This window comes from Caballeronia udeis (genome assembly GCF_001544555.2).
In the GTDB taxonomy this organism is placed as follows: Bacteria; Pseudomonadota; Gammaproteobacteria; order Burkholderiales; family Burkholderiaceae; genus Caballeronia; species Caballeronia udeis.
On sequence record NZ_FCOK02000045.1, the window covers coordinates 23,122 to 47,514 of the forward strand.

Consider the following 24,393-nt stretch of genomic DNA (forward strand, 5'->3'; position numbering starts at 1 on the left):
CCGTCAGGCCGATTCGATCGCGCCAGTGATCAGCCCAGTGACTTCTTCAGGTGAACTTGAGGCGATGCTCTTGTCCGCAACTTTCCGACCGCGGCGCATGACGAGGACGCGACTGCAAACCGCGAAGACGTCGGGCATGCGGTGACTGATCAGGATCACAGTGTGATTCGTGTCTCTGAGCCGCTCGATCAGGGCAAGGACTTCGGCGACTTGTCGAACGCTAATGGCTGCCGTCGGTTCGTCCATGACAACGAGCTTCGGATTGGAAAGACGAGTACGGGCAATTGCCACGGCCTGGCGCTGCCCCCCCGACATTCTCCGTACGAGTTGCCACGGGCGGGTCTCGGACTTCAGTTCAGCAAAAAGCTCGGCTGAGCGTTCGGCCATGGCCTTGTCATCCAGGATGCTGAACGGGCCAACTCTGCGCTTCAGTTCACGGCCAAGGAAAACATTTCCAGCGGCCGTGAGGTTATCGCTCAGCGCCAGGTCCTGATAAACCATCTCGATGCCTTTCTCTCTGGCATCGATTGGCCGGTTGAAGTGACAAAGCTCACCGTCCACGGAAATCTCACCACCGGTCGGCGGAAAGTTGCCGGCAATCATTTTGACGAGCGTAGATTTTCCGGCGCCGTTGTCTCCCATAAGGGCGACTACTTCACCCTTTCCAATCGAACAGCTGACATCCGAAACAGCCTGAATGGCGCCGAAGCTTTTCGATACGTTCCTTAACTCAAGAATAGCCATAGACCCTGTCTCCTGATTTAGTAAGCGTCACGGCATCGAGGCCGTGACGCTTCGGTGACTGACGACACGTTGAGCCGACTCCTCTCTCGCGAGGAGCGAATGGAAGTGTCGGTGACCTTTTGAATCTCCCATGCCGTTCAAGTCGTTGAAGCCGGGTCGATGAGCGGGCGCACCCGTGAAATTGCCGCAAAATCCTTCGTTGGTCTGAACCCGTGCGTGAGGCGGGTCCGCCCTTAGTCGACCTTTACCATCCGTCCAGTTCTCACGGATTCCACTGCGCAATCCGCAAGCTTCAATGCCTGACGGCCATCCTTTGGAGTGACCGGCATCGGCAGACCGTCGCGCAAAGCCGTAAGAAACGCTTCGAGTTCGGCCCGATATGCGTCGGCATAACGCTCAAGGAAAAAGTTGAGCAAGGGTTGCCGAGACTCGGTTTGCTCCGCCGTATATCGACGCACGGTTGTTGGTCTCAAGTTCTCGTTAAGCAGCATTCCCCGCGAGCCGAAAATTTCGAACCGCTGATCGTATCCATAGACGGCTTCCCGGCAGCAGTTGATGTGACATTGCTTCCCGGACTCCGTTTGCATGATCACCATCAACGTATCGAAGTCGTCGAGTTCCGAGAGAGTGCTCTCCACGACCCTGCTCGCAACAGCCATCACCGACACGGGTTCTTCACCGAGCAGCCATCGGGCCATGTCGAAATCGTGGATGGTCATATCCTTGAAGATTCCGCCCGAGTGCTTCAAATATTCCAGCGGCGGCAGCCCGGGGTCACGGCTCGAGATGATCACCTGCCTGACGTCGCCAATGTCGCCTGCGTCGATGGCGCGTCGAAGCTCGATCGAGCTGGGATCGAAACGCCGATTGAATGCCAGCATCACCGGCACCCCCAGTGCTTCCAGTTCCGCCACGGCGGCGTCGGCACGCTTGATATCCAAATCAACCGGCTTTTCGCAAAGCACGGCCTTTCCCGCACGCGCCGCAGCCAACATCAAGTCGACGTGCGTATCGGTGGGCGTGCAGATGATCACAGCGTCCACGTCTGCACGCGCAATTGCGTCCAGGGGATTCGAAACAGCGTCGCATCCAAGTTGTTCTGCGAGCGACCGAGCGGCATCTCCGAACGGATCAGCTACGGCAACCAACGACGCGTGCCGGCTAGCAGCAGCGTTTGCAGCATGGATTTTTCCGATTCGTCCGGCGCCCAATACGGCAATACGTGTCATACCTGTCTCCAATTTTATTTACGGTCACCGGTAGTCCGACCGGCTGGTGTTTATTAACGCTGTGGATCGAGCCTGCCCGACAGGAAGTCCGTGATGTTGGTCACCGCGGCGACCAACTCGAGTGGCGGCCTCTTCCGTCAACGCTGCTGAACGAGGATTTAGTACCCTGCGTTCGCCGCGCAACGGCGGACTGTCAACGAGCGGTGGCTCCATGTCGAATACGTCGAGGCCGGTACCCGACAATCGGCGTGAAAGAAGTGCTTCACTAAACGCTGCTTCGCCGGTGATATCGCCTCGATCGGTATTCACCGCTATCGCCGATGGTTTCATCCAACCCCGCTCAAGAGTGCCAATCAAGGAGCCCGGGCTATCGATTAGGAAACCGAACTTTTCAAGCATGATTCGCTCCTTCCTGTGCCCGTCTGCCTTCGCAGCTGCGCAGGCCATGCTGGCCAGGGTCGATGTCCTGGTATAACAGGCACTTAATGTTGCATAATCAATATTATGCAATTTTTGTTGCGTGTCAAGATTTCCGTGCACTTCCAACGGCCTTCCCGAGGTTGTCCTTATCAACCGCGATCGCCTTGCGACAAGGCTTTCCGCTGCCATGCAGCGCGACCTGCCAAGGTGAACCAAGGGAAAACGATAGGCTCCAGGGCACCTCTTTCTATCGAACGCCGCAGCGCAAGTCCCCATGCAATTGTTGTTGCGTTGTCGCGCATAAGAGTTCGTACCAATTTATTTTGGCCGTCGTGTCAGCGGCTGCCGGCCTCGACCCCGAATGCTTACCGGTCCCACGGACCACCGCACGATGTGTCTTGCGGCACGAGTCGATCTGTTGGTTCAAATCGTAAACATGCGGTTTGGTTCATAAAATTTCCCGCCCTCACTTAATACGTTATGCATATTAAATATGCCGGAAAGCGACCTATTCGATATCTTTGCCGGCGTGGCCACCAGGATTTGAACCGTCGCCATAAAGCGCGTTTGGCAAGGCGCTCCAATATCTGCGCGAAACCGCCATACGATCTGTGACTACTTACATGGATGTTTCCTTTACCCCAAGTAGCTGGGCGTCCCGACAATTGGCTTCGACTATCGAATCAGACGACTCACGCATACTGATGAGCAGTCATGTGGCCCGTTTGCTCCATACCGTCAAGGCGACTCCGGCACACGACGTAACCACGCCTGCTCCGAAGATGGCTTTGTACCCCAACCCCGACGCGATCAGACCCGCAAGCGGTCCCGTTACGAAATAGGCAATATCCTGAAAAGCGGTGAAGGTTCCTATGGCGATGGCCCGGCTGTGCGATGGCATTCGCTTCACGGTCATCGATCCGAGCGCCGGAAACATCAAGGAACATCCCGCTCCCGTCACGGCTGCACCCAATACGGCGATCGCAGCATTAGACGCCAGACACATGATGAGTTGGCCGACTGCCTCGACACACATCGATCCCAGTGCGACCCGATACCCGCCCAGCCTGTCAGGCAACCATCCGAGTAACAGCCTGACCAGAACGAAAGCAAAGCCGAAGCTGGATAAAGCCAGCCCCGCATTTGCCCATCCCCGCGCAACGAAATAAAGGGAAACAAAGGAGCTGATTGCAGCAAAACCAAACCCTTGCAAAGCGAGGGTTATCCCGGGACGCCAAACGACTCCGAGTACCTCAAGAAAACCGCTGCGATGCCCGCCGCCGGCCGCGACCGCTGAAAGGCCAAGTACCGCAAGGCACGCAATCAACGGCAACCCGATCGTGACGATGCCGACCAGAGCGAAGCCTCCGATGTGAACCAATGCCATACCGCATGGCGCACCGACTGCAATGGCGCCATATAGCGCCATTCCGTTCCACGCCATCACCTTGCCCGAGCGCTGCGCGCCCGCCAGGCCGATTCCCCAGGTCAACGCTCCTGTGATGAGCTGACTTTCTCCCAAACCCGAAAACACACGACTGGCCATCACGCACACCAGTTGAAAGACAGGCGCTCCGGTGAACAGTGTTGCGCCAGCGAAAACCACGCCAGCAGCCGAGCACGACAGCAAACCCCGCAACATCGACCTGCGAGCGCCCAAATGATCAGCCTGACGCCCGGCATATCCGCGCGTGAGCAGTGTCGCAAGAAAATGCGCGCTTACAGCCGTACCGGCAACGACGTCGCTGAACCCGAGCAGACGCCCGACGAAAATGGAAACGACCGGCAACAGGGCGCCAAAAGTAATCCCACAGATAAAGACCGCCGCACTGAGGCGAAATAAGCTGCGTCTCACCGCAGTCCCCGGCGTCTTGGCGGTAACCGCTGCAACGGGTTTTGAATCGCAATTCATAGGGGCCGCTTCCCGATTGAAAACTGTCTTCTCATCGACCGCCGGTGTCGGGCAGTTCCCGGACAGATTCACTTGCAAGACCATGCCCGGGATTCTCCCGTCACAAAGTCAGCGGTACCGCACAGCGCATTTCAACGGGGCACCCATTATCTTGGGATGGGTTACTGCCACCTCTATCTCCTGATCTCATGGACCTGCCGCGCTCAATGCAGAAATGAATGGGAATACGGCAGAGTCCTGGTTGCTGGATTACCGATGGACTCCGCGCGCCACTAGACGAATTCCGGCTTCACCCACACCGATCCACGCTCGAAGCTGTCTACCACCGCGTCGACAAACGCTACGCCTTTCAAACCATCGTAGGTGACCGGTATGTCCCGGCCGAGCGGGCCGGCTTGCCGATTGTCCCTCTGCGCCCGAATCGCTTCGGCGAACCCGCCATAGAGATTGGCAAAGGCCTCGATATATCCCTCTGGATGCCCCGGAGGGGTGCGCGTCCGGACTCTCGCCGCCTCTGACACATCGTCACGGCCGCGCTTGATAGTGACGGGTGCGCCTCCAAGCGATGTATGAAGCAGCTCATTCGGTTGTTCCTGGGCCCAGGCGAGACTGCCTTTGTCGCCAGTTATCCGGAGCCGCAACCCATTAGAGTGAGCAATCGCTACCTGCGACGACCAGAGCAGGCCGCGAGCGCCTCCTTCGTACCTCAACATCACGTGCGCATTGTCATCCAGTGATCGACCCGGGACGAAGGTCGCCAGATCGGCGCATAGCGCGTCGAGCTTCAATCCGCTCACAAAGGCGGCGAGATGGTAAGCATGTGTGCCAATGTCTCCGATGCTTCCGCCCCGCCCGGATCTTTTTGGATCCGTCCGCCATTCCGCCTGGGCATTTCCCGCAGCCTCGATCGCCGTAGCCATCCACTCAAGCGGGTATTCGACCTGCACCACCCGCACCGTGCCGATCACGCCTTGCGCAACCAGTGCGCGGGCTTCATGTACAAGCGGATATCCGCTATATGTATAGGTGACGCCAACGAAGCAGCCACTCGACCGGGCCAACTGATGCAGGCTCACCGCGTCCTCCAGGGTGGTCGTCATCGGCTTTTCGCAAATGATGTCAAAGCCTGCTTCAATCAATGCCTTCGCGATCGGGAAATGCGTATGATTTGGAGTGCATATTGAAACGATGTCCGCCTTGTCTGCTCGCGCACGTTCACTTTCGATCAACTCGAGGTAGCTGCCATACGCACGATTGCTTGCGACACCAACGCTCCCGGCAAACGCCCGCCCTTTTTCGGCTGAGATGTCGAACGCACCCGCTACAAGCTCGTACTGGTCATCGAGACGGGACGCATAACGGTGGATGCCACCGATGTATGCGCCTTCGCCTCCGCCAACCATGGCGAGACGCAAGCGCCTGTTGATCCTTGTGCTGTTCATTGCGCCTCCTGTCCGAGGCCGAGGATCGCCCGGTTCGACGCGCGGTCCGCACCCGACTTGACGAAATCGTCAAAAGCCCGGTCTGATACGCTGATGATGTGATCGCGAATAAAGCGTGCACCTTCCGCCGCGCCATCCTCGGAATTTTTCAGAAAACATTCCCACTCAAGCACGGCCCAACCGTCAAAATCGTAGGTTGAGAGCTTCGAGAAAATGGACTTGAAATCAACCTGCCCGTCTCCGAGTGAACGGAACCTGCCGGCGCGACTGGCCCAGGGCTGGAAGCCACCGTACGCCCCGGTTTTTCCGTTCGGGCGGAACTCAGCGTCCTTTACGTGAAACATGCGGATGCGTTCGTGGTAGTGATCGATGTAGGATAGGTAGTCGATCGATTGCAGGATCAGGTGACTCGGGTCATACATGATGTTGCAACGAGGGTGATTGTCGACGCGCTCGAGGAACATCTCAAAGGTCAGGCCATCGTGCAGATCTTCTGCCGGATGGATTTCGTAGCACAGGTCGACACCCTCTTGATCAAACGCGTCGAGGATGGGCCGCCAGCGACGTGCCTGCTCATCGAATGCCTCATCGATCAGCCCTTCGGGCCACTGCGGATAAGGGTACAGGTAGGGCCAAAGTAACGTGCCCGAAAAAGTGACATGACGGTCAAGTCCCAGCCGGCGCGAAGCCTTGGCAGCCAGCAACAATTGCTCTCGAGCCCATTGCTGACGCCGCTGCGGATTGCCGCGCACCGCCTGCGGTGCGAACGAATCAGCTATCACGTCGTAGGCGGGATGAGACGCTACCAGTTGGCCCTGGAGGTGCGTCGCAAGTTCAGTCACCGTCAGACCACGCGCCGCCGCGACGCCCTTTATTTCGTCCGCATACGTCTGGCTCTCGGCGGCCTTCGCGAGATCGATGACTCTCGCGTCCCACGCCGGCAGTTGAACTCCCCTGAAGCCCTTGTCCGCAGCCCAGTCAACCAGTCCGGCAAACGTGCTGAAGGGGGCCTCATTGCCTGCGAACTGGGCGAGGAAAACACCCGGCCCCTTGATGGTACGCATGATTTCCACGACCTCATTCAAGTTCGAGAAGTGCGGCGAGAAGTGCGGCGCGACGTGCGCCGCGATCACTGCCGGCCCGAGTTCGTTGACCGGTCACAAGGCCGCGTTCGGGCCTGGGGGCTCGTCGTATCCTCCCCACACGGACTGGTCATACTCGACCACGGAGCCTGTCATCAGCCCGGACTCGTCACTGCTCAGGAACGCTACTGCGCGTGCCACCTCGGCAGGATCGATCAGGCGGCCAAAAGGCAATTTCTGCGCGGCCTCTTCGAGCCAGTTGTCCTTTGCCCCGTGGTACGTTTTCATGATCCGGTCTTCGCCCTCGGATGCCATCCATCCAATGTTCAGGCCGTTCACGCGAATCCGGTTCTTCAGCGCCGCAAACGCGGTGTTTCGGGTGAGGGTGGCGAGCGCGCCCTTGGAAGCGGAGTAAGCGCAGATAAACGGTTGGCCCGCCAGACTCGCCATCGAACAAATGTTGACGATCGTGCCTTTGGTTTCCGTTCGAAGCATGAGTTTGATCGCATCCTGCATCAGGAAGAACGGCCCGCGCACATTCGTCGCAAACATCTCGTCAAAGCGTTCCGGCGTGGTGTCCAGAATTGTGCCGCGATCGCTGATGGCTGCTGCGTTGACAAGCGCGTCGACCCGGCCAAACGACTGGTCAGCAGCCGCAATGACAGCACGGCAGTCATCGACGCTTGACAGGTCCGCTGGTACGAACACCACTTTCGCCTTTGTCGCGGCAGTCAGTTCTTTCGCTTTGGCTTCGCCCTTCTCACGCGAGCGACCACAAATGATGATTCCCTCCGCGCCTCGCTGTGCAAAGAGCGTGGCAATTGCCGCGCCCAGACCTTGAGTGCCGCCGGTAACAACCGCAATTTTTCCCTCGAACTGATTCATGTCGTACTCCTTTCGATGTCGTAGCCGGCTCGCTGCAATGCCATGGTGAGCGAACGATGTCCAATTCTCGCGTACTCGAGCGGCGGAGCGTTGGCGGGATCCTGCTCCGCCTCGACCACAAACCAGCCCTCGTAGCCAATGTCGGCAAGTTTTTGCGCGACAGTGGCGAAATCGATCGTGCCGTCGCCGGGCACCGTATAAACGCCTTTGAGCACCGCATCCAGAAAGGACTCATGTGAGCGGTCCAATCCAGACAGAACACCGTCGCGGACGTCCTTTGCATGCACATGAATAACCCGCTTTCCATGCCGGTTCAGGATCGCGATTGGATCGGCACCGGCGAACACCGCGTGCCCGGTATCGAGCAGAAGATGCACGGCCTCGCCGGTATGGGCCATGAGACGGTCGATGTCCAGTGCGCTTTCAATCGCGGTACCCATGTGATGGTGAAACGCGAGCGGCACGCCCTGTTCGGCACAGAACTCGCCGAACTTCGTTAGCTTGCGGCCATATGCGACGAAGTCGTCGTCGTTGAGCGTACGTCGACCTGTCAGCGGGACATTCTGGCGGTTCTGGATGGTGCCGGCAGTCTCGCCGTACACCAGGCACGCGGCGCCACATTCACGGAATAACGCAAGCTGCGCCAGGACTTTGTCCTTTTCCGCTTCGAGGTCTGAGTCGAGGACAGTGCCTGAATACCACCCCGACGCGAGCCGCAGGCCAAACCGTGACAGCAGCGGCTTCAACTCGGCACTCGTCTTGGGAAACTTCCCGCCCGTCTCGACGCCGAGGAACCCGGCTTCGGCGCTCTCGGCGAGGCACGTCTCGAGTGGTGTATCGCCGCCAAGTTGCGGCAAGTCGTCGTTGGACCACGCGATTGGAGCAATGCCCAGCTTTGCTTTGAGTGTCATATCTCTTTTCCGTAGAAGGAGTGATCAAACGCCGATGCGCTGTTTCATACGGCCCTTTTCCTGATCCTTGCGCGCGGCCTGCACCTCTTCGCGCTCACTGACCTGCGGAACCCCGACGTCCCACCACGCGTCGCCCGGCGTCCACGCGAAGGCATCGGTCACGATCGAGATGACCGTGGTCCGGTCATTCGACTTCGCCCACTTCAAGGCATCGCGCAGCTCGTCGAGCGTATTGGCGCGGCGAGCAAGTGCTCCCATCGATTCGGCATGACGGATGAAATCAACCGGGAAGGCCTCCTTGACCTTGCTGTCCTTCAGCAGGTTGTTGAACGATGCTCCGCCCTTGCCATTCTGAAGCCGGTTGATGACGCCGAAGCCGCCGTTGTCGCACACAAGAACAATCATCTTGTGTCCTGCCAGCACTGACGAATAGATGTCGGAGTTCATCATCATGTATGAGCCATCGCCGACCATGACGAAGACGTCACGTGTCGGATCGGCCATCGCTGCACCCCAGCCGCCGGCGATCTCGTAGCCCATGCAGGAAAAACCGAACTCGCAATCGAACGTACCCGGCGCCTTGACCCGCCAGCCCTTGACCAGTTCGCCGGGCAAACCGCCCGCAGCGGAAATGACATAGTCTCGTTGCGCGGCTTCTTCATTCACAACGCCGACAACTTGCGCGTACGTAGGCACGGTGGCATCGGTGTGCTTCTGGCCAGCATCCAGGGCATCGTTCCAGCGTGCGAATTCACGCCGGCCATGCTCAAGCCATGACGCATCCACGTGCCAGTCTCCGAGCGCGGCATCCAGCTCAGTGACGGTTTCCCGCGCGTCACCGATGAGCGCAAGCGACCGGTGCTTGACCGCGTCAAAGCGCGCTGTGTTGATAGCAACAAACTTCGCGCCGTGTGAAAAACAGCTCCACGAACCGGTAGTGAAATCCTGCAAGCGCGTGCCGATCGCGAACACGACATCCGCCTCGCCGGCGAGCGCGTTAGCCGAGGTCGATCCGACGATGCCTAGCGGTCCGATGTGGACCGGGTGATCGTGTGTGAGCGTGCCTTTGCCCGCGATCGTTTCCACGATGGGAATACCGCGCGCTTGAGCAAGCTTCACGACCGCCTGCTCAGCCTCCGAGTAACGAACGCCCCCGCCCGCAATGATGATGGGGCGCTGCGCCTCCTTGAGCACCGCCACAGCCTGCGCCACGCGAATGCTGTCGGGCCTCGGCCGGGGGATCGAGTGAACCGTCGGTTCAAAGAACGCGGCCGGATAATCAAATGCCACTTCCTGGATGTCTTGACACAAGCCGAGGAAAGCCGGACCGCAGTCCGCAGGATCCAGCATCACGGCTACCGCCTGTGGCAGCGATGAGATGATCTGCTCCGGATGCGTGATGCGGTCCCAGTACCGGGTGACTGCCTTGAACGCATCATTGACCGTCATCGACGGATCGTTGAAATGCTCGACTTGCTGCAAAACCGGATCCGGACGGCGGCTTGCGAATGTGTCGCCAGACAGGAAGAGGATCGGCAACCGGTTGGCGTGGGCAAGGCCGGCTGCGGTCACAAAGTTGGTCGCACCGGGTCCGATCGACGAGGTGGCGACCATGATCTGGCGCCGACGTTTCGCTTTTGCAAAGGCGATCGCTGCGAGCGCCATCGATTGCTCGTTCTGACCACGCCAGGTCGGGAATTCGTCTTTTACCGCTTCAAGCGCTTCTGCGAGACAGGTGACATTGCCGTGTCCGAATATACCGAAGACGCCGGGAAAGAGCGGAACGCGCTTTCCGTCGATCTCGGTAAGCTGGCTCTTCAGGTAACGCACTATGGCTTGTGCCACGGTGCAGCGAATGGTCGACATTGTCTTCTCCTCACACGTTCGGGATGGCCGCGGCTAGTCGCACCGCCGTTCTTCTCAAACTTTATTGCAGATAACTTGTTTCAGCAATGAAAATTGCTTAAGGGTTTTCCCAGTGCATTCCGCACCTTGGCGCACGAGCGCTCACAGCCCGGTGACATCGGGCGGCAAAGGGGTTGCGGGAAAAAAACTGAAGCGACTACTGTGCCGGACCGACGTGATGCGCCTGTTACATCAGTCGCATCATTGCGTGCGTTGCCGGGACCGTTTGCCCCGGTTCCGTTCGTTCTCTGTGACGGTCGCAATGCGCGGCGCTCCGTCATGGCCGGGCTGAAGAAGCGCAGCGAGGGCAATGCCGATGCACTGAGTCAGGCACATGGGAGCAGCAAGCGAACGCGAGAACGTGTACTCCTCTTCCGGAATGGCAAAGAGCACGCTTGCGTCCTTCGCAAGAGGCGAAAGCTGGCTGTCTGTAATCGCCACAATGGGCACGCCCACCCGCGCCGCGATATCCGAGATCATGACGACCTCCTTGGCGTAGTGGCGAAAGGCGATGGCGACCAGCACATCTTCCCGGGCCATCGTCGAAGCCATTTCCGGCGCCAGTCCTCCTGATGCGTCAAGCAGGATCACCTTGCGTTGCAGCATCGAGAGGATGTAGCGCAGAAACTGCGCTATGGGTTCCGAACGAAGCTGGCCAGCGATGTAAATCGTCTGCGCGTCCTTCAGATAGTGGGCTGCCTGCGTGAGGCTTTCCTCGGTCACGTTGCTCAACAGCGCCTGAAGCGTCGCGATGTCACGCACCACCAGGTCATGCAAAAATCCAAGGTTGCCCTGATCGACGTTGCGCTTGAGATCCACCTCCAAGGCATTGATGCGCTCACGAAAACCCGGAGCGGTGGTCGCAAGACGCGTCTGAAACACCGCCTGGAGTTGCTTGAAGCCGGAATATCCGAAGTGCTGTGCAAAACGCACGAGTATGGAAGGATGTGCTCCGCATTTGGCCGCGATCGCGTTGATCGACTCCAGCGCCACCACGTTGGGGTTCTGTGTGAAAAACCGCGCTACCTGCTGATACCGCTCAGACAGCTTGGGGTACTCCGTGGTGATTACGTTGACGATCCCCTCGTAGTTCTCCTCCGGGATAAGCTGCTCGCCGGTCGTTTCCCTGGTCATCTTCGGTTTCTTTTCGCTCGTCATTCCGGTTGCGTCTCGTCTCGCTGGTAGTCCTGTCAGCCAAACGATGCCACCAGTGGTCGCCTCCGGCAAGCCTGAGTCGCAGTACCCGGTCAGCATCGCCCATGTGGCCGCCCTCAACCAATACTCTCACACCTGTCCCCACTGTCTCTTTGCCCCATCAGCCCTGTACTCAGTCCATCGTCGCGGGCGGGGCGATTCCCACGTCGTTGACCACCAGCGCCGGGTCCAGATGGCCGGCGAAGAAATTAACAATATTGGTGGCAGCGGACATCGCCATGCCGGCCGCCGCTTCTTCAGTCAAGCCCGCAGAGTGCGGACTTAGTACGACATTGTCGAAATCAAACAGGGGGTTATCCGGCCCCGGCGGCTCGCTCTCGAACACGTCGAGGCCAGCACCGGCCAGACGGCCTGCGGACAGCGCCTCCCGAAGTGCCTGCTCGTCGACGATTCCTCCACGCGCTGTGTTCACCACGATCGACGAGGGTTTCATCCACCCCAATTCCCGCGCTCCGAGCAACGGACCATTCACTGACTTCGGCATGTGAACCGACACGACATCAGCCTCAGCTAGGGCTTGCCGGAGATCGCTGACAGGTGTTACACCAGATGCACTGATTGTTTCGACTGCAACGTACGGGTCGTAGGCGAGAATCTTCATGTTAAAACCTGCGGCCATTCTCGCCATCGCCTTGCCAATACGACCGAACCCCAGCAGCAGCAACGTCCGGCCGTGGAGCTCCCATGCATCGTAGCTATTCCGATATTGCCAGGAAGAGGCCCGGGTCTTCTGGTCGTACACGATCGTACGCTTGGCGAGCGCAAGCACCAGCATCATGCTGTGCTCGGCGACCGAGTTTGAGATGACGTCGCCAATAATCGCCAATGGAATGGATCGCTCGGTCAATGCGTCGACATCAACAGCGTCAAACCCGACGCCATGTCGCGACACGATCTTGAGTCGCCTTGCGGATTCGATCACCGCACGCGGCAGTGGCTGGGTACGGATGAGGATCGCATCCGCATTCGGTGCCAGCGGTGCATAGGACGCGACCGATATGTCCTCGACGAGGTCGAAGGTCACACCGCGGGCATTGCGCAGGATATCCAGCCCCGCGTCGTGAATCCGTCCGGCTACCAGTACGTGGGGCATGTCAGTAACCTCCCGCCGGCTTTGCGTCTGAAGACGTCGTCTTGCCGAGCATCGCGCGCAAGGACTTCACGCTTGCCTGCGCCGCACCCGCAAGCAGCCGCGCGTCGCTGGACACCGTAACAAGGTCGAACCCCCACTCCACGGCGCGAGCCGCATATTCCGGCGTTCCGTTGTGCAGCGCGGCCTTGATGCCGGCGTGATGTGCGCGCTTCAGGATGTGCTGGATGGCCTCGACCATTTCCGGCTCTTCGCGGTCGAATCCACGCGGATATTTCTTACCCGTCAAACCAAGCGTCAAATCCGCCGGTCCGATATAGACACCGTCCAGGCCTGGTGTCGAGACGATCTCGTCAATGTTCGCAAGCGCCTCCGCCGTCTCGATCATCGCAAAGCAGAGAACCTGCTCGTCAGCGTGCTGGCCATAGTCAGCGCCGGCGGAAAAATTCGCGCGTATCGGTCCGAAACTGCGCGAGCCCAGGGGCGGATAACGCACGTAGGAAACCAGCCTCGCCGCATCCTCCGCGGTATTGACCATCGGACAAATCACGCCGTAAGCGCCTGCATCGAGCGCTTTCATGATGTCGCCCGGGTCGAGCCAAGGCACCCGGACAAGCGGGACCACCGGGCTTGCGCGCATCGCCTGTAGCATGGTGGTGGCGACTTCGTAGCCAACCAGGCCGTGCTGCATGTCGATCGTGATCGAGTCATATCCTTGCTCTGCCATGATTTCGGCGGAAAACGGACATGCGAAGGCAAGCCAGCCGTTCACGACAGGCTTGCCGTCTGACCACAACGACTTGATGTTATTGAGTTTCATAGCTCCTCTCCTAGACTGCGATCTGCGCGAGCTTGACGTTCATGAAGTCAAGGACACCTTCGAGTCCGCCCTCCCGCCCCATGCCGCTCGATTTGATCCCGCCGAACGGCGCTTCGGCCGCCGCGAGTGCGAAACTGTTCACACCAACCATGCCCGCCTCTATCCGTGACACCGCTTCCCGGATTCGCCCCGGGTCCCTTGTAAATACATAGGCGGACAGGCCGTATGGGGAATCGTTAGCCCAGGTATAGGCGTCCTCTGGATCACCGAATGGAGTGATCGCAGCGATCGGGCCAAAATTCTCTTCAACTAGCGCCAGTGCCTGTGGAGGAACGTCGGACAGCACCGTCGGTTCGAAGAAGAAGCCTTTGCCGAACCCTGGCGGACGGCTTCCCCCCGCTGCGACGCTTGCGCCGACAGCGACGCTGTCTGCCACGATCGACTCAATGGCTTCGCGTCGGCGCTGATTGATAAGCGGCCCCATCTGCGTCGCATCGTCCAGCCCATTGCCGAGGCGTAGCGCCTTGGCACGCTCGGTGAAACCGGAAACGAACCGGCTGTAGATGCCCTTCTGGACATAGAAGCGGTCGGGCGTGACGCACACCTGCCCCGCATTTGCATATTTCGTTGCAACGGCCAGATCCAGAGCAGTTTCAAGATCGGCGTCATCGAACACCACGAGGGGTGCATTCCCACCCAGTTCCATGCTGACGCGTTTCAGCGTCTGTGCCGAATCGCGAATCATCTGTTGGCCAACAGATGTCGACCCGGTCAGCGTGATCTTTCTCACCTGAGAAGAGGCAACGAGCGTGGCGTAGGTCGTGGAGGTCGGACCAATCACGAGATTCGCCACACCGGCGGGCACATCGGCCTTGCGCAGGCATTCGAAGATGACCATCGCAACGCCCGGTACTTCGGTCGACGGACGCACAATGATCGAACATCCGGCAGCAAGCGCAGGCGCGATCTTGCGAGCAATGAGCACGGCGGGAAAATTCCACGCCGTAAAGGCTGCCACGATCCCGACCGGCTCGTGCAGGACTTCGAACCGGCCGCCCGGAGCACGACTCTCCACAACCCGCCCGTATATGCGCCGCGCCTCTTCGGCATACCAGCGAAACTGGTCGACGCTCAGCTGCCATTCCCGCTTCGCCTGAACGAGCGGCTTGCCGGATTCGAGCGTGATGCGCCGTGCGCCCTCTTCGGTCGCCCGGAGCATTTCATCGGCCACCCGATGCAGGATGTCCGCACGCGTCCAGGCGGGCGTCTGCTGCCAGAGCTTCAGCCCTGCAGCCGCCGCATCGATCGCCCGCTCCACGTCCTCCACACAAGCCAGGGGTATGTGACCGAGGACGTCCTCAGTGGCAGGGTCGAACACCTCCGCCGAGCCATTGCCCCCCGTGAAACGCCACTCGCCGCCAATGAATAAACCGAACTTCTCATACATGACTCCCACTCCTCCTGTTCTCTGTCGCTATGTGACGCCGGAGTGCGATCCTGGCGCGGCTGGCGCGGCTGACGATTGGACACCAACGCTTATGCAATTAATATTGCTATACCAATACTACGCAATTTTTGTTGCATGTCAAGGAAGCGCAAGCCGCTGTGAGCGGCAAGCGGCGAGTTCGGGGAGGCGGCTGTGGCGCCGTGCAGACGGGGTTGCGGCTTTGTGGATCTGCGTCAGTCAGTCGTCGGGTAAGGGAAAACGATCACATCAACCCTGAGCAGGAGATCCTTGCAATGGCCCTGTGCCGATCGCCGCGCGACCCGGCAGCACCGAAGATAGGTATCGGGTAAAACTACGAAGGAGACGAGATGCAGTCCGCGAGAAGGTCCGATTTAAGCGCTCTCATCAAATTCTTTAGTAATGCTTTATATCTAACGGAACCTTCACCGGCTGAAACCTTTTTGCCGCCTTGTACGGCTTCGCTGGTGTCGACCGCGATACTGGATTGACGAACTTGCTACTCGACGCCGGTGTCGATCCGAACGATGGTGAGTCTCTATATCACTGGCAGGAGAACCCGGATTGCGCCCGCCCGTTGCTGCTGCGCGGCGCCCGCGTCACGGGGACCAACGCGCTGCACCGCTCGCCCGACATGGCAGACCCCGCTGCTCTCGAACTGCTGCTAGCGTACGGTGGCGATGCCAACGATCCGGCAATGGAACCTACGTCGCTCCCAACCACGGCGCACAACCCGGAACACGTAAGCCAAGCTACCAGATAGCGGGAAGGTTTCCTGATTTAGCAGCTTTCGACGAACTGCTGTCGAAATTCGCCCCGCGCGGTGAAACCGAAAGACGATGCGGGGTTTCTCAGGATCCTGTCGCAGTGACCGTAAAAACTACAAAGCCGCGCGATACAGGCGTCTTTTTTTGTCGCACCCGTCAGTCTGAGAACGGATTGCGCAAATATTGGGTCAAAGTGGGCAAGTAGCGGTGTTCGCGTAGCGAGTGCTGCCCGCCACTCCGGCGGAGTTCGCGTGAGCGAACTGACTCAGGTCGCAGCCAACGCGTCGGTTCGCAAATGTTGGGTGACGTCACTGGCTGGCGCTACCGTGCTGATCAAATCGAGCAAAGCGGCTAGCCGTGCTTTGTCTTGAGCCCGGAGTCCCGGGCGTGCCAGAAGGCACTCTATGTTCGTAGACCAGTAGGCGCTACGAATCAAACGTGGACGCCGAACCAGCTCATGCAGCATCTTTTCCATCATGTCGATTTCTGCGCTTACCGACTTCATCACGGTCTCCGGTCTAATAGGTAGCGCTCTGTATGACGACAAGAATCAGGAAAACTTTAGCCAAGGGCGCGGCGTGCATCGCGGCACCGCACAAAAACCAGTCGAAAGTTCGCCGCGGATAGTGTGAGGACATCATGATCTGGCTCGCCGATGCGGTGCTCGTCCTGCACGCGCTGATCGCGCTCTTCATCGTGGGCGGACTTGCGGCGATCTGGATTGGCTCGGGTCTCGGCTGGAAATGGGTACGCCTCCGGCTATTCCGGCTTGCTCATCTGTTCGCGATCGGCCTGGTGTCGACCTTGTCGCTGCTGGGTATCGCTTGCCCCCTGACGGTGTTGGAGGACTGGCTGCGCAATGGCTCGGTCGGGACGCAAGGTTTTATCCAGCGTTGGGTGAGCCGTCTGCTCTACTACGATGTGTCGGCCTGGGTGTTCACTCTCGCCTACGTGGTGTTTGCTCTGGTGGTGCTGCTGACCTGGCGCCTGGTTCCGCCCCGGCAACGCAGGTAGCTCAAAGCCCTTTGCCGTGCGATCTACGGCGCTCCCGGTGTATCGAGAAGACGGGCGGCGTCACGCCTCGCCTGTTCGGCTTCACCCGGTCGTTGGGTCTGGCTGAGGAGCGTGCCCAGGTTGCCGAGTGTCCGCGCCTCATCCTGGCGGTAGGCCACAGGATCATCTCGCGACAGGGTCAGGTAAAGGTCAAACGGCCTGTACCGCCTGTACCTTAAGGCCGTCTTTGACATTGACCTCAGACAACACTACGCACGCGGACCTGCGGTCAGCTCAGGCCCGCACCTGGATGCGATTGACGACGCCCTCGATAGCATCCAGACACCACGCGTCCTGCTCCGCCTGCCGTCGTTCGGCTTCGGTCGCCACCCAACCTGCCAGCGTGATCCTGTGGTTTTCCACATTGATGGTGATCTGCTCGGCGCGCACACGCTGATCCGTTTCGAGCACCAGGTGCAGGGCCTCGGAAATTTCATCGTCGCCATCGGCTTCGGCGGGCACCAACTCAAGCAGGTTCACCACGTCGCGGCAGCCGCCGACCCACCAGGCAGTCACACTCGCCAGACGCCTGTGAGACAAGCTGATCACTTGCCCCGTCAAGGTCACCACACCATCCTCGACAGTCACTTCCATGACGCCGCTGCCGTTGTTGCCCGCATCGTCTATGGTGCCTCGCAATACTTCGAGCTGACCCTTGACGCGCGCGCAGATCACGCAGTTACGAAAATCCACTGCCTGCGCCAGCCGTTCGCAGATGCGTGCCCTCAACTCGCCATCACCGATCGGCGGGTTGGCGGTGACACGCAGTTGGTCGACGAGACCATTCCCCTCGCTGTATATCCGGGTCAACTGAAGAAGGCGCTTCTTGGATGCGATATCCGGCACCTCGCCTGCCACGGTCAAGACATCGCCATCGAAATTCATATGAATGGGATGATTGTGGAGCTTCAGGTGAGAGTCGCGTTCGAAGGCCGCCATCACCTGCTTCAGGACCGTATCGCTGCGTTGCATGATCTGCCTCGCGCAAAGGTTGGGTGGCGCAGTGCGCTTTATGCCGCACTGCGCAAGCCTTGCCGCATCAGGCGGCGCCGGTCAGGTTGGCAAACCCTGCATGCGACGGGAGAAGCGTGCCCGCTCGGCTTGATCCATCAGAGCCAGGAATTGATCCGTGCCCATGTGAATCAGCTCTTCATGATCACCGGCCTCGAAATAGACGTCCGGCTGGCTGGCGAGGCTCTCGTCAAGATAGGTTTGCATGCCATAGGCCGTACATACCGGCGGCAGCGCTCCCACCTCGCAATCCTTGAACAGTTCGCGCAGATCGAACTCTCTCGCCAGCATCAGGTGGCGCCCGGTCTTGGCCCACAGCTCGGACAACCTTACGGCATAGGTCGATGGCAGCACAGCCGCTACATAGCCGTGCTCGTCTTCAAAAAGCACGGTTTTGGCGAGGCGGTCGCCGGGAATATGCGCTGCCGCCGCAGTTCCGATGCTGGAATTGCTGTGCGGATGATGCACGATTTCGTACCGGGAGCCCTTGCTGCGCAGGCAGTCCTCGAGAGTGGCAGACATTGACATGACGCACCTCCTCTGAAAGGTAGAGAACGGGAGATTGTTGCGCACGATTCTTTAAGGATAGTTCGCTTTCGCTTGCGCGTGAAAAACATGCTGACGGCGGCGCTGTGACCAGCGCAGGCGCAACGATTGCGCTTCGCCAATACATGGCGCCCGGGTGGCTTCTTCAGCAAGTGCCTACGAATGGGACGATTACCCCTTATGGCACACGGGTCCTTTTTCGCCAATAATTGCTCCACATCCACTACTGGACGAGGGCGATCATGCGTTACAGCCCCGACGCTATCCGCACCATCGCTCTGGTCGGGCATGCCGGATGTGGCAAGACATCGCTTGTCGAAGCCCTGCTGTACCAGGGTGGCGAGTTACGCGCCCCCGGCAGCGTTGAGCGCGGCACCACGGTCTGCGATTTCGACCCGCTCGAGCGCAAATATCACCACTCGCTGAACTCCGCCGTCGCCCACCTGCACTACCGGGATACCCGCATCTATCTGCTGGATACGCCCGGCTACCCGGACTTTTCCGGGCTGTCGATCAGCGCCCTGCCCGCTGTGGAGATTGCCGCCATCGTCATCAATGCACAGACCGGCATCGAAATGACCACCCGGCGCATGATGGCGTGGGCCGAGAAACGCAAGCTCTGCAGAATGATCATCGTGAATGGTATCGATGGTGAAAAGGTCGACCTCCCGGGACTTCTGACGCAAATCCAGGAGGCCTTCGGCAAGGAATGCCTGCCCATTAACCTGCCAGCGCAAAACGGCCGCCAGGTGGTGGATTGTTTTTTCGAGCCTGCCGGAGAGGCCGACTTCCTGTCTGTTGCGGCGGCGCACAATGCGCTGGTCGATCAGGTGGTCGAGATCGATCCCGCCCTGATGGAGCTGTACCTGGAGCAAGGCGAGGCCATCACCCCGGAGCAATTGCACGAGCCCTTCGAGCGGGCGCTGCGCGAAGCGCATCTGGTACCGATCTGCTTCACGTCAGCGGCCAACGGCGCCGGCATCGCGGAATTGCTCGACGTGTTCGTCCGGCTCCTGCCCAATCCCCTGGAAGGCAACCCGCCGCTCTTCTACCGCGATGTCGGCGGCCGCCAGGAAGTCGTGCGCGCCGAACCGGTCGCCGACAAGCATGTACTGGCCCACGCCTTCAAGATCGTCATGGACCCTTACATCGGCAAGATGGCCGTGTTTCGCATCCATCAGGGCACGGTCAGGCGCGATAGCCAGCTCTATATCGGCGACGGGCGCCAGCCGTTCAAAGTCACCCACCTGATGATGCTGCAGGGCAAGGAACACGTGGATGTCCCGCAAGCCGGCCCAGGCGATATCTGCGCCACGGCGAAGATCGATGAAATCGGCTTCGATTCCGTGCTGCACGACTCCCCCGAAGACGGCGACATCCACCTGACCCCGCTCGATTTCCCCACGCCCATCTACGGACTCGCGATCGAGCCCGCGCGCCGGGGCAACGAGCAGCGCCTCTGGGAGATTCTGCAAAAACTGAGTGCGGAAGACCCGTGTCTGCGCATCGAGCACCTGGTCGGCACTAACGAGACGGTGGTGCGAGGTCTGGGCGAGTTGCACCTGCGCCTCATGCTGGAACGGCTATCGGAACAGTACAAGCTCGAGGTCGTGACGCGGCCGCCGAAGATCGCGTATCGGGAAACGATCGGCGCCAAAGCCGAGGGGCACTATCGCCACAAGAAGCAGACCGGCGGCGCCGGGCAATTCGGCGAAGTGATGCTGCGCGTGGAGCCATTGCCGCGAGGCGCCGGTTTCGAATTCGTCGACGCCGTCAAGGGTGGCGCCATCCCCGGCCAGTTCATGCCCGCCGTGGAAAAAGGCATCCTGCAGGTCATCGACAGCGGGCCGCTTGCCGGCTTCCCGATGCAGGACGTCCGGGTCACCGTCTTCGACGGCAAGAGCCATTCAGTCGACTCCAAGGAAGTGGCCTTCGTTTCCGCGGGGCGCAAGGCCTTCATCGATGCAGTGCTGAAAGCCAGGCCCATCCTGCTCGAGCCTATTGTGGACATCGAGGTGACGACGCCGGACGCCGCGATGGGTGACATCATCGGCGACCTGTCCGCCAAGCGCGGCCAGGTTCACGGCACCCGCACGGCCGCCGGTAACGCCGTGGTCGTGGCAGGCCAGGTGCCCCTGTCCGAACTCAACGACTATCAGTCGCGTCTGAATGCCATCGCCGGCGGGCACGGCAACTACAGCATCCGGCTCAGCCACTACGATCCGGCCCCCCCCGCCCAGCAGGAGCGGATGGCGGCGCAGCACAAAAACCACGGCGACGCCGCGACGTCATGAGTGACGTGCGGCCGCGACTCGCGAAGAAGTTCGCACCTTCCTGGCCGCGCGTACCGTCTCAGGCGCGCCAGGCCGGACCTTCGGGAAAGTGATACTGATCGAGCGACGCCGCATGCATTTCGATGCTGTAGCCGGCACGTTGCGGCGGCATGTATCGGCCGTTTCGGATCACGACAGGATCGACGAAATGCTCATGCAGATGGTCCACATACTCCAGCACCCGGTTTTCAAGCGACGCTGACACGCAGATATAGTCGAACAGCGAAATGTGCTGGACGTACTCGCACAAGCCGACGCCGCCCGCATGCGGGCACACGGGCACGCCGAATTTGGCGGCCATCAGCAGGACAATGATCACCTCGTTCAACCCGCCCAGACGGCAGCTGTCGACCTGACAGAAGTCGATCGCCTGCGCCTGCAGCAATTGCTTGAACATCACCCGGTTCTGGCAGTGCTCGCCCGTCGCGACGCCGATAGGCCGAATCCGCTGCCGGATGGCCGCGTGGCCGAGAACGTCGTCGGGACTCGTGGGTTCCTCGATCCACCACGGATCGAATTGCGCCAGGCGCCGCATGTTCGCGACCGCTTCATCGACATCCCACACCTGGTTCGCATCCATCATCAGCTTCCGGTTTTCGCCGATTTCCTCGCGCAGGATGCGAGCCCGGCGCATATCTTCCTCGAGATTGCCGCCCACCTTCTGCTTGAAGTGCGTCCAGCCCTGTGCGACACCTTCACGGGCGAGCCGGCGGATCTTGTCGTCGTCGTAGCCGAGCCAGCCCGCCGACGTCGTGTAGGCCGGATAGCCGTGCGCCAGCATCTCCTTTTCGCGCTCGCCCCGGGTCGTTGCGTGGCGATGCAGCATGGCGATGGCTTCCTGCGGCGTGAGCGCATCGGTCACATAACGGAAGTCAAGACAACGCACGAGTTCTTCGGGACTCATGTCGACGAGCAGCTTCCACACCGGCTTGCCCTCCGCCTTGGCCCACAGGTCCCAGGCCGCATTCACGACAGCCGCCGTCGCCAGATGCATGGCGCCCTTGTCCGGGCCGATCCAGCGCAACTGGCTGTCCGAAGTCAGCGCGCGCCAGAAAGCGCCCATGTTCGCGGCAATGTCCTCGAGCGTTCTGCCGACGACAAGCGGCCCAAGCGCGTGTACCGCACTCACGCAGATCTCGTTGCCGCGCCCGATGGTGAAGGTCAGGCCATGCCCTGTCAGCGCATCCGGCGAATCGGTTTCGAGCGTCACGTAGGTGGCGGAGTAATCCGGCGCGGCGTTCATCGCATCGGAGCCGTCGAGTGAACGCGAGGTCGGAAACCGGATGTCCCGGACGGACAGCTTGGTGATCGTGGGCATCTGAACATCCTCCTCTTCGACAGATATCTACTTGGCGCCTGTGAACAAGCCTGTGAACCAAGCCTCTAAACCAAGCCCATGAACAAAGAAGGCCGCGGCGTCAAAAGGTACCGCGGCCCCCTCCTCTTATCACTCCCTGACGCGACGGTCAGTCATAGAGCACGGCAGCGATCTTGGGATCGCTCATATTGGTCTTGTCGTACCAGTAGAAGCCCGTGTCGACCTTCTTGGGCAGCGTCTCGCCCTTCAGCGCCTTCACCGCGGAATCGACGACACATTTGCCGATACCGACCGGGTTCTGCGTGATGGCGCCGTACATCAGCCCGGAACTGATGTCGTCCTTTTGCTCCTTGCCGGAGTCGTAGCCAATCAGGACGAGCTTCTTGCCCGATTCCTTGACGCCGATCGCGGCACCCTCCGCCGAGCCTTCATTCGCGCCGAAAATGCCCTTGAGGTTGGGATTGGCCTGGATCATCGTCTTGGCGATTTCCGCCGACTTCAGATGGTCGCCGCCGCCGTACTGGACTGAGACGATCTTGATGTTCGGATGCTTCGCTTTCATCTCGTTCAGGAAACCGTCCCGGCGATCGATGCCGGTGCGGCTGGTCTGGTCATGCACGACCAGGCCGACCTCGCCGGAATTGCCGATAGCCTCGGCCATCTTGTCGGCGGCAAGTGCGGCAGCGGCAACGTTATCCGTCGCGCACGTCGTCAGCGGAATGGTGCTGTCGACACCCGAGTCGAAGGCAATGACCGGTATTTTTTCGGACTGCGCCTTCCTCAACAGCGGAATGGCCGCTTTGCTGTCGAGCGCGGCAATGCCGAGCGCCTGGGGTTTCTTGGCGAGCGCGGCCGAGAGCATGTCGATCTGCTTATCGACCATGGCCTCGGTTTCCGGCCCCTCGAATGTAATCCTGACGCTGTGCTCCTTGGCCGACTGTTCTGCGCCGGCTTTGACGGCCTGCCAGAACTGGTGCTGGAAGCCTTTCGAGATGAGCGGGATGTAGGCTTCGTCTGCGCGCGCAAGACTTGTCCCGCCAATGAGCGCGCCAACGCCGACCACGACACCGATTAGTCTTCTTTTCAACATGGTGGTTCTCCTCCTAAGGTGGGCCATTAACCTTCAGCCGTTGGGGGAGCCTGCGGCGCTCCCTTTTCTGATCTTGTCTTGATCTTGTCCCGTGCTGCGTCAGCCTCCATCCGCTTTCGTCAACCTTCGTCAGCTTTTCTTGCGTCGCAAGATATCGGCATAAACCGCGAGAATGATGATGAGACCGGTCACCACGATCTGCCATTCCTGGGCAACCGACATGATGCGCAGGCCGTTGGTCAGCACGCTCATGATGAAAGCGCCGATGATCGTGCCCAGGATCGTGCCCGCACCGCCGCTGAGCGAGGTCCCGCCGATCACCACGGCTGCTATGGCTTCAAGTTCATAACCCTGGCCTAGCGCCGGCTGGGCCGAATTCAGGCGCGAGGCGATAAGCAGCCCGGCGATGCCGCAAATTGCCCCGGCCAGGCCGTAAATGGCGATCTTCCACCGATCGACATTCACGCCCGAAAGGCGTACGGCTTCTTCGTTGCTGCCGAGCGCAAAGGTGTAGCGGCCGAGCGCGGTGCGATTAAGCGTGATCGAACTCACGACCGCCAGGAAAAACAGGATCAGGACCGCGTTCGGAACCGGCAGGCTCGGCAATACATAGCCGATCAGCGAATCCTGAGAGATCCGGTAGAAGTTTTCCGTGTCGCTGAAATAGATCGGTTTGTCGGCCGAGACGACAAGCGACAGCCCTTTCAGCAGCAGCATCATCCCTAACGTGGCAATGAACGGCGGTATTTTCATTTTCGCCGTGAGGGTTCCCGAAATGGTCCCGCAGATCGCGCCCGTCCCAATTGCAGCAACAACGCCGACCGTCATCGGTAAATGCCAATAGGTCAGGAACACGCCGCAAATGACCGCCGTGAAGGTCATCAACGTGCCGACTGACAAATCGATGCCTCCGGTGATGATCACGAACGTGCAGGCGATGGCCAGAACGCCGTTGACCGCCGTCGCCTGCAGGATCCCGAGCATATTGTCCATCTGCATGAAGGCGGGCGAGGCGAAGCTGAAAAAAGCCAGCAGCAGGACCAGGCTTCCGAAGGCGAGCAGCTTTTGCAAAGCGGCCGGCGCGAACACGCGGGCTCTGAGGCTGGACGGCCGTCCCTCATTCGCCAGCGCCGAAGTATCCGATGGCAGTGTCAT

At 59.9% G+C, this 24,393-nt stretch carries 20 protein-coding genes and 1 pseudogene; 3 read left to right on the plus strand and 18 right to left on the minus strand.

Annotated elements, in window-relative coordinates:
* Positions 1-3 precede the first annotated feature (3 nt).
* The 13 genes from AWB69_RS27235 to AWB69_RS27295 form a co-directional block, all read right to left on the minus strand.
* Complete coding sequence (locus AWB69_RS27235; protein WP_062089943.1) at positions 4-744, minus strand: ATP-binding cassette domain-containing protein; 741 nt, start codon at positions 742-744, stop codon at positions 4-6.
* 233 nt (positions 745-977) lie between these two features.
* Positions 978-1,973, minus strand: a complete 996-nt coding sequence (gene iolG / locus AWB69_RS27240) for an inositol 2-dehydrogenase (RefSeq protein ID WP_062089944.1) — start codon at positions 1,971-1,973, stop codon at positions 978-980.
* A gap of 24 nt (positions 1,974-1,997) precedes the next feature.
* Positions 1,998-2,513, minus strand: a complete 516-nt coding sequence (locus tag AWB69_RS47190; protein WP_231937249.1) for an NAD(P)-dependent oxidoreductase — start codon at positions 2,511-2,513, stop codon at positions 1,998-2,000.
* Positions 2,514-3,105: 592 nt separating this feature from the next.
* Entirely contained in the window at positions 3,106-4,389 is a 1,284-nt protein-coding gene (locus AWB69_RS27250) for an arabinose transporter (RefSeq protein WP_331712697.1), read from the minus strand.
* A gap of 188 nt (positions 4,390-4,577) precedes the next feature.
* On the minus strand, positions 4,578-5,747 hold the full coding sequence (locus AWB69_RS27255; RefSeq protein ID WP_197500333.1) for a Gfo/Idh/MocA family protein: 1,170 nt from the start codon (positions 5,745-5,747) through the stop codon (positions 4,578-4,580).
* Positions 5,744-6,811 carry a sugar phosphate isomerase/epimerase family protein gene (locus tag AWB69_RS27260; RefSeq protein ID WP_062089990.1) on the minus strand — a complete coding sequence of 356 codons (1,068 nt, stop codon included), beginning with the start codon at positions 6,809-6,811 and terminating at the stop codon, positions 5,744-5,746. Before AWB69_RS27260 ends, AWB69_RS27255 begins: the two co-directional genes overlap by 4 nt.
* Before the next feature lie 93 nt (positions 6,812-6,904).
* Complete coding sequence (locus tag AWB69_RS27265; RefSeq protein ID WP_062089946.1) at positions 6,905-7,714, minus strand: SDR family oxidoreductase; 810 nt, start codon at positions 7,712-7,714, stop codon at positions 6,905-6,907.
* Entirely contained in the window at positions 7,711-8,625 is a 915-nt protein-coding gene (gene iolE, locus AWB69_RS27270; protein WP_062089947.1) for a myo-inosose-2 dehydratase, read from the minus strand. The genes AWB69_RS27265 and iolE overlap by 4 nt, the downstream gene beginning before the upstream one ends.
* Positions 8,626-8,649: 24 nt before the next feature.
* Positions 8,650-10,491 (minus strand): 3D-(3,5/4)-trihydroxycyclohexane-1,2-dione acylhydrolase (decyclizing), encoded by a 1,842-nt coding sequence (iolD, locus tag AWB69_RS27275; RefSeq protein ID WP_062089948.1) that lies wholly within the window; start codon positions 10,489-10,491, stop codon positions 8,650-8,652.
* 240 nt (positions 10,492-10,731) lie between these two features.
* On the minus strand, positions 10,732-11,688 hold the full coding sequence (locus AWB69_RS27280; protein ID WP_231937247.1) for a MurR/RpiR family transcriptional regulator: 957 nt from the start codon (positions 11,686-11,688) through the stop codon (positions 10,732-10,734).
* Positions 11,689-11,857: 169 nt separating this feature from the next.
* Complete coding sequence (locus AWB69_RS27285; protein ID WP_062089949.1) at positions 11,858-12,838, minus strand: hydroxyacid dehydrogenase; 981 nt, start codon at positions 12,836-12,838, stop codon at positions 11,858-11,860.
* 1 nt (position 12,839) lies between these two features.
* On the minus strand, positions 12,840-13,655 hold the full coding sequence (locus tag AWB69_RS27290; RefSeq protein ID WP_062089950.1) for an HpcH/HpaI aldolase family protein: 816 nt from the start codon (positions 13,653-13,655) through the stop codon (positions 12,840-12,842).
* Between the two features lie 10 nt (positions 13,656-13,665).
* Positions 13,666-15,102, minus strand: coding sequence for an NAD-dependent succinate-semialdehyde dehydrogenase (locus AWB69_RS27295; RefSeq protein WP_062089951.1), 1,437 nt, complete (start codon positions 15,100-15,102; stop codon positions 13,666-13,668).
* A 463-nt stretch (positions 15,103-15,565) separates the two neighbouring features.
* Between AWB69_RS27295 and AWB69_RS27300 the strand changes: the two are divergent.
* A pseudogene (locus tag AWB69_RS27300) lies at positions 15,566-15,823 on the plus strand (hypothetical protein); the annotation flags it as partial.
* A 703-nt stretch (positions 15,824-16,526) separates the two neighbouring features.
* Positions 16,527-16,901: a DUF2784 domain-containing protein gene (locus AWB69_RS27310; RefSeq protein WP_062089954.1), complete on the plus strand. Its 375-nt coding sequence runs from the start codon at positions 16,527-16,529 to the stop codon at positions 16,899-16,901.
* Between the two features lie 273 nt (positions 16,902-17,174).
* Here AWB69_RS27310 and AWB69_RS27320 read toward each other — a convergent pair whose 3' ends face one another.
* Together AWB69_RS27320 and AWB69_RS27325 are read right to left on the minus strand one after the other, a co-directional pair.
* The gene (locus AWB69_RS27320; RefSeq protein WP_062089956.1) at positions 17,175-17,912 is read right to left on the minus strand and encodes a BON domain-containing protein; all 738 of its coding nucleotides are present in this window, start codon (positions 17,910-17,912) and stop codon (positions 17,175-17,177) included.
* A gap of 81 nt (positions 17,913-17,993) precedes the next feature.
* On the minus strand, positions 17,994-18,479 hold the full coding sequence (locus AWB69_RS27325) for an aminoacyl-tRNA deacylase (protein WP_062089957.1): 486 nt from the start codon (positions 18,477-18,479) through the stop codon (positions 17,994-17,996).
* A 260-nt stretch (positions 18,480-18,739) separates the two neighbouring features.
* Here AWB69_RS27325 and fusA point away from each other — a divergent pair, with 260 nt between their 5' ends.
* A complete protein-coding gene (fusA, locus tag AWB69_RS27330; RefSeq protein WP_062089958.1) occupies positions 18,740-20,791 on the plus strand; it encodes an elongation factor G in 2,052 nt (683 codons plus the stop codon).
* A 58-nt stretch (positions 20,792-20,849) separates the two neighbouring features.
* Here fusA and AWB69_RS27335 read toward each other — a convergent pair whose 3' ends face one another.
* The 3 genes from AWB69_RS27335 to AWB69_RS27345 all read right to left on the minus strand — a co-directional run bounded on the left by AWB69_RS27335 (position 20,850) and on the right by AWB69_RS27345 (position 24,393).
* Entirely contained in the window at positions 20,850-22,148 is a 1,299-nt protein-coding gene (locus tag AWB69_RS27335) for an L-fuconate dehydratase (protein WP_062089959.1), read from the minus strand.
* A 148-nt stretch (positions 22,149-22,296) separates the two neighbouring features.
* Positions 22,297-23,238 carry an ABC transporter substrate-binding protein gene (locus AWB69_RS27340; RefSeq protein WP_062089960.1) on the minus strand — a complete coding sequence of 314 codons (942 nt, stop codon included), beginning with the start codon at positions 23,236-23,238 and terminating at the stop codon, positions 22,297-22,299.
* Between the two features lie 129 nt (positions 23,239-23,367).
* Positions 23,368-24,393, minus strand: coding sequence for an ABC transporter permease (locus tag AWB69_RS27345; RefSeq protein ID WP_062089961.1), 1,026 nt, complete (start codon positions 24,391-24,393; stop codon positions 23,368-23,370).

What these genes read in the sequence shown, in the direction of transcription:
- AWB69_RS27235 (WP_062089943.1), bottom strand. Translation starts at nt 744, where the DNA reads ATGGCTATTCTTGAGTTAAGGAACGTATCGAAAAGCTTCGGCGCCATT.
- iolG (WP_062089944.1), bottom strand. Translation starts at nt 1,973, where the DNA reads ATGACACGTATTGCCGTATTGGGCGCCGGACGAATCGGAAAAATCCAT.
- AWB69_RS27250 (WP_331712697.1), bottom strand. Translation starts at nt 4,389, where the DNA reads ATGGTCTTGCAAGTGAATCTGTCCGGGAACTGCCCGACACCGGCGGTC.
- AWB69_RS27255 (WP_197500333.1), bottom strand. Translation starts at nt 5,747, where the DNA reads ATGAACAGCACAAGGATCAACAGGCGCTTGCGTCTCGCCATGGTTGGC.
- AWB69_RS27260 (WP_062089990.1), bottom strand. Translation starts at nt 6,811, where the DNA reads ATGCGTACCATCAAGGGGCCGGGTGTTTTCCTCGCCCAGTTCGCAGGC.
- AWB69_RS27265 (WP_062089946.1), bottom strand. Translation starts at nt 7,714, where the DNA reads ATGAATCAGTTCGAGGGAAAAATTGCGGTTGTTACCGGCGGCACTCAA.
- iolE (WP_062089947.1), bottom strand. Translation starts at nt 8,625, where the DNA reads ATGACACTCAAAGCAAAGCTGGGCATTGCTCCAATCGCGTGGTCCAAC.
- iolD (WP_062089948.1), bottom strand. Translation starts at nt 10,491, where the DNA reads ATGTCGACCATTCGCTGCACCGTGGCACAAGCCATAGTGCGTTACCTG.
- AWB69_RS27280 (WP_231937247.1), bottom strand. Translation starts at nt 11,688, where the DNA reads ATGACGAGCGAAAAGAAACCGAAGATGACCAGGGAAACGACCGGCGAG.
- AWB69_RS27285 (WP_062089949.1), bottom strand. Translation starts at nt 12,838, where the DNA reads ATGCCCCACGTACTGGTAGCCGGACGGATTCACGACGCGGGGCTGGAT.
- AWB69_RS27290 (WP_062089950.1), bottom strand. Translation starts at nt 13,655, where the DNA reads ATGAAACTCAATAACATCAAGTCGTTGTGGTCAGACGGCAAGCCTGTC.
- AWB69_RS27295 (WP_062089951.1), bottom strand. Translation starts at nt 15,102, where the DNA reads ATGTATGAGAAGTTCGGTTTATTCATTGGCGGCGAGTGGCGTTTCACG.
- AWB69_RS27310 (WP_062089954.1), top strand. Translation starts at nt 16,527, where the DNA reads ATGATCTGGCTCGCCGATGCGGTGCTCGTCCTGCACGCGCTGATCGCG.
- AWB69_RS27320 (WP_062089956.1), bottom strand. Translation starts at nt 17,912, where the DNA reads ATGCAACGCAGCGATACGGTCCTGAAGCAGGTGATGGCGGCCTTCGAA.
- AWB69_RS27325 (WP_062089957.1), bottom strand. Translation starts at nt 18,479, where the DNA reads ATGTCAATGTCTGCCACTCTCGAGGACTGCCTGCGCAGCAAGGGCTCC.
- fusA (WP_062089958.1), top strand. Translation starts at nt 18,740, where the DNA reads ATGCGTTACAGCCCCGACGCTATCCGCACCATCGCTCTGGTCGGGCAT.
- AWB69_RS27335 (WP_062089959.1), bottom strand. Translation starts at nt 22,148, where the DNA reads ATGCCCACGATCACCAAGCTGTCCGTCCGGGACATCCGGTTTCCGACC.
- AWB69_RS27340 (WP_062089960.1), bottom strand. Translation starts at nt 23,238, where the DNA reads ATGTTGAAAAGAAGACTAATCGGTGTCGTGGTCGGCGTTGGCGCGCTC.
- AWB69_RS27345 (WP_062089961.1), bottom strand. Translation starts at nt 24,393, where the DNA reads ATGACACTGCCATCGGATACTTCGGCGCTGGCGAATGAGGGACGGCCG.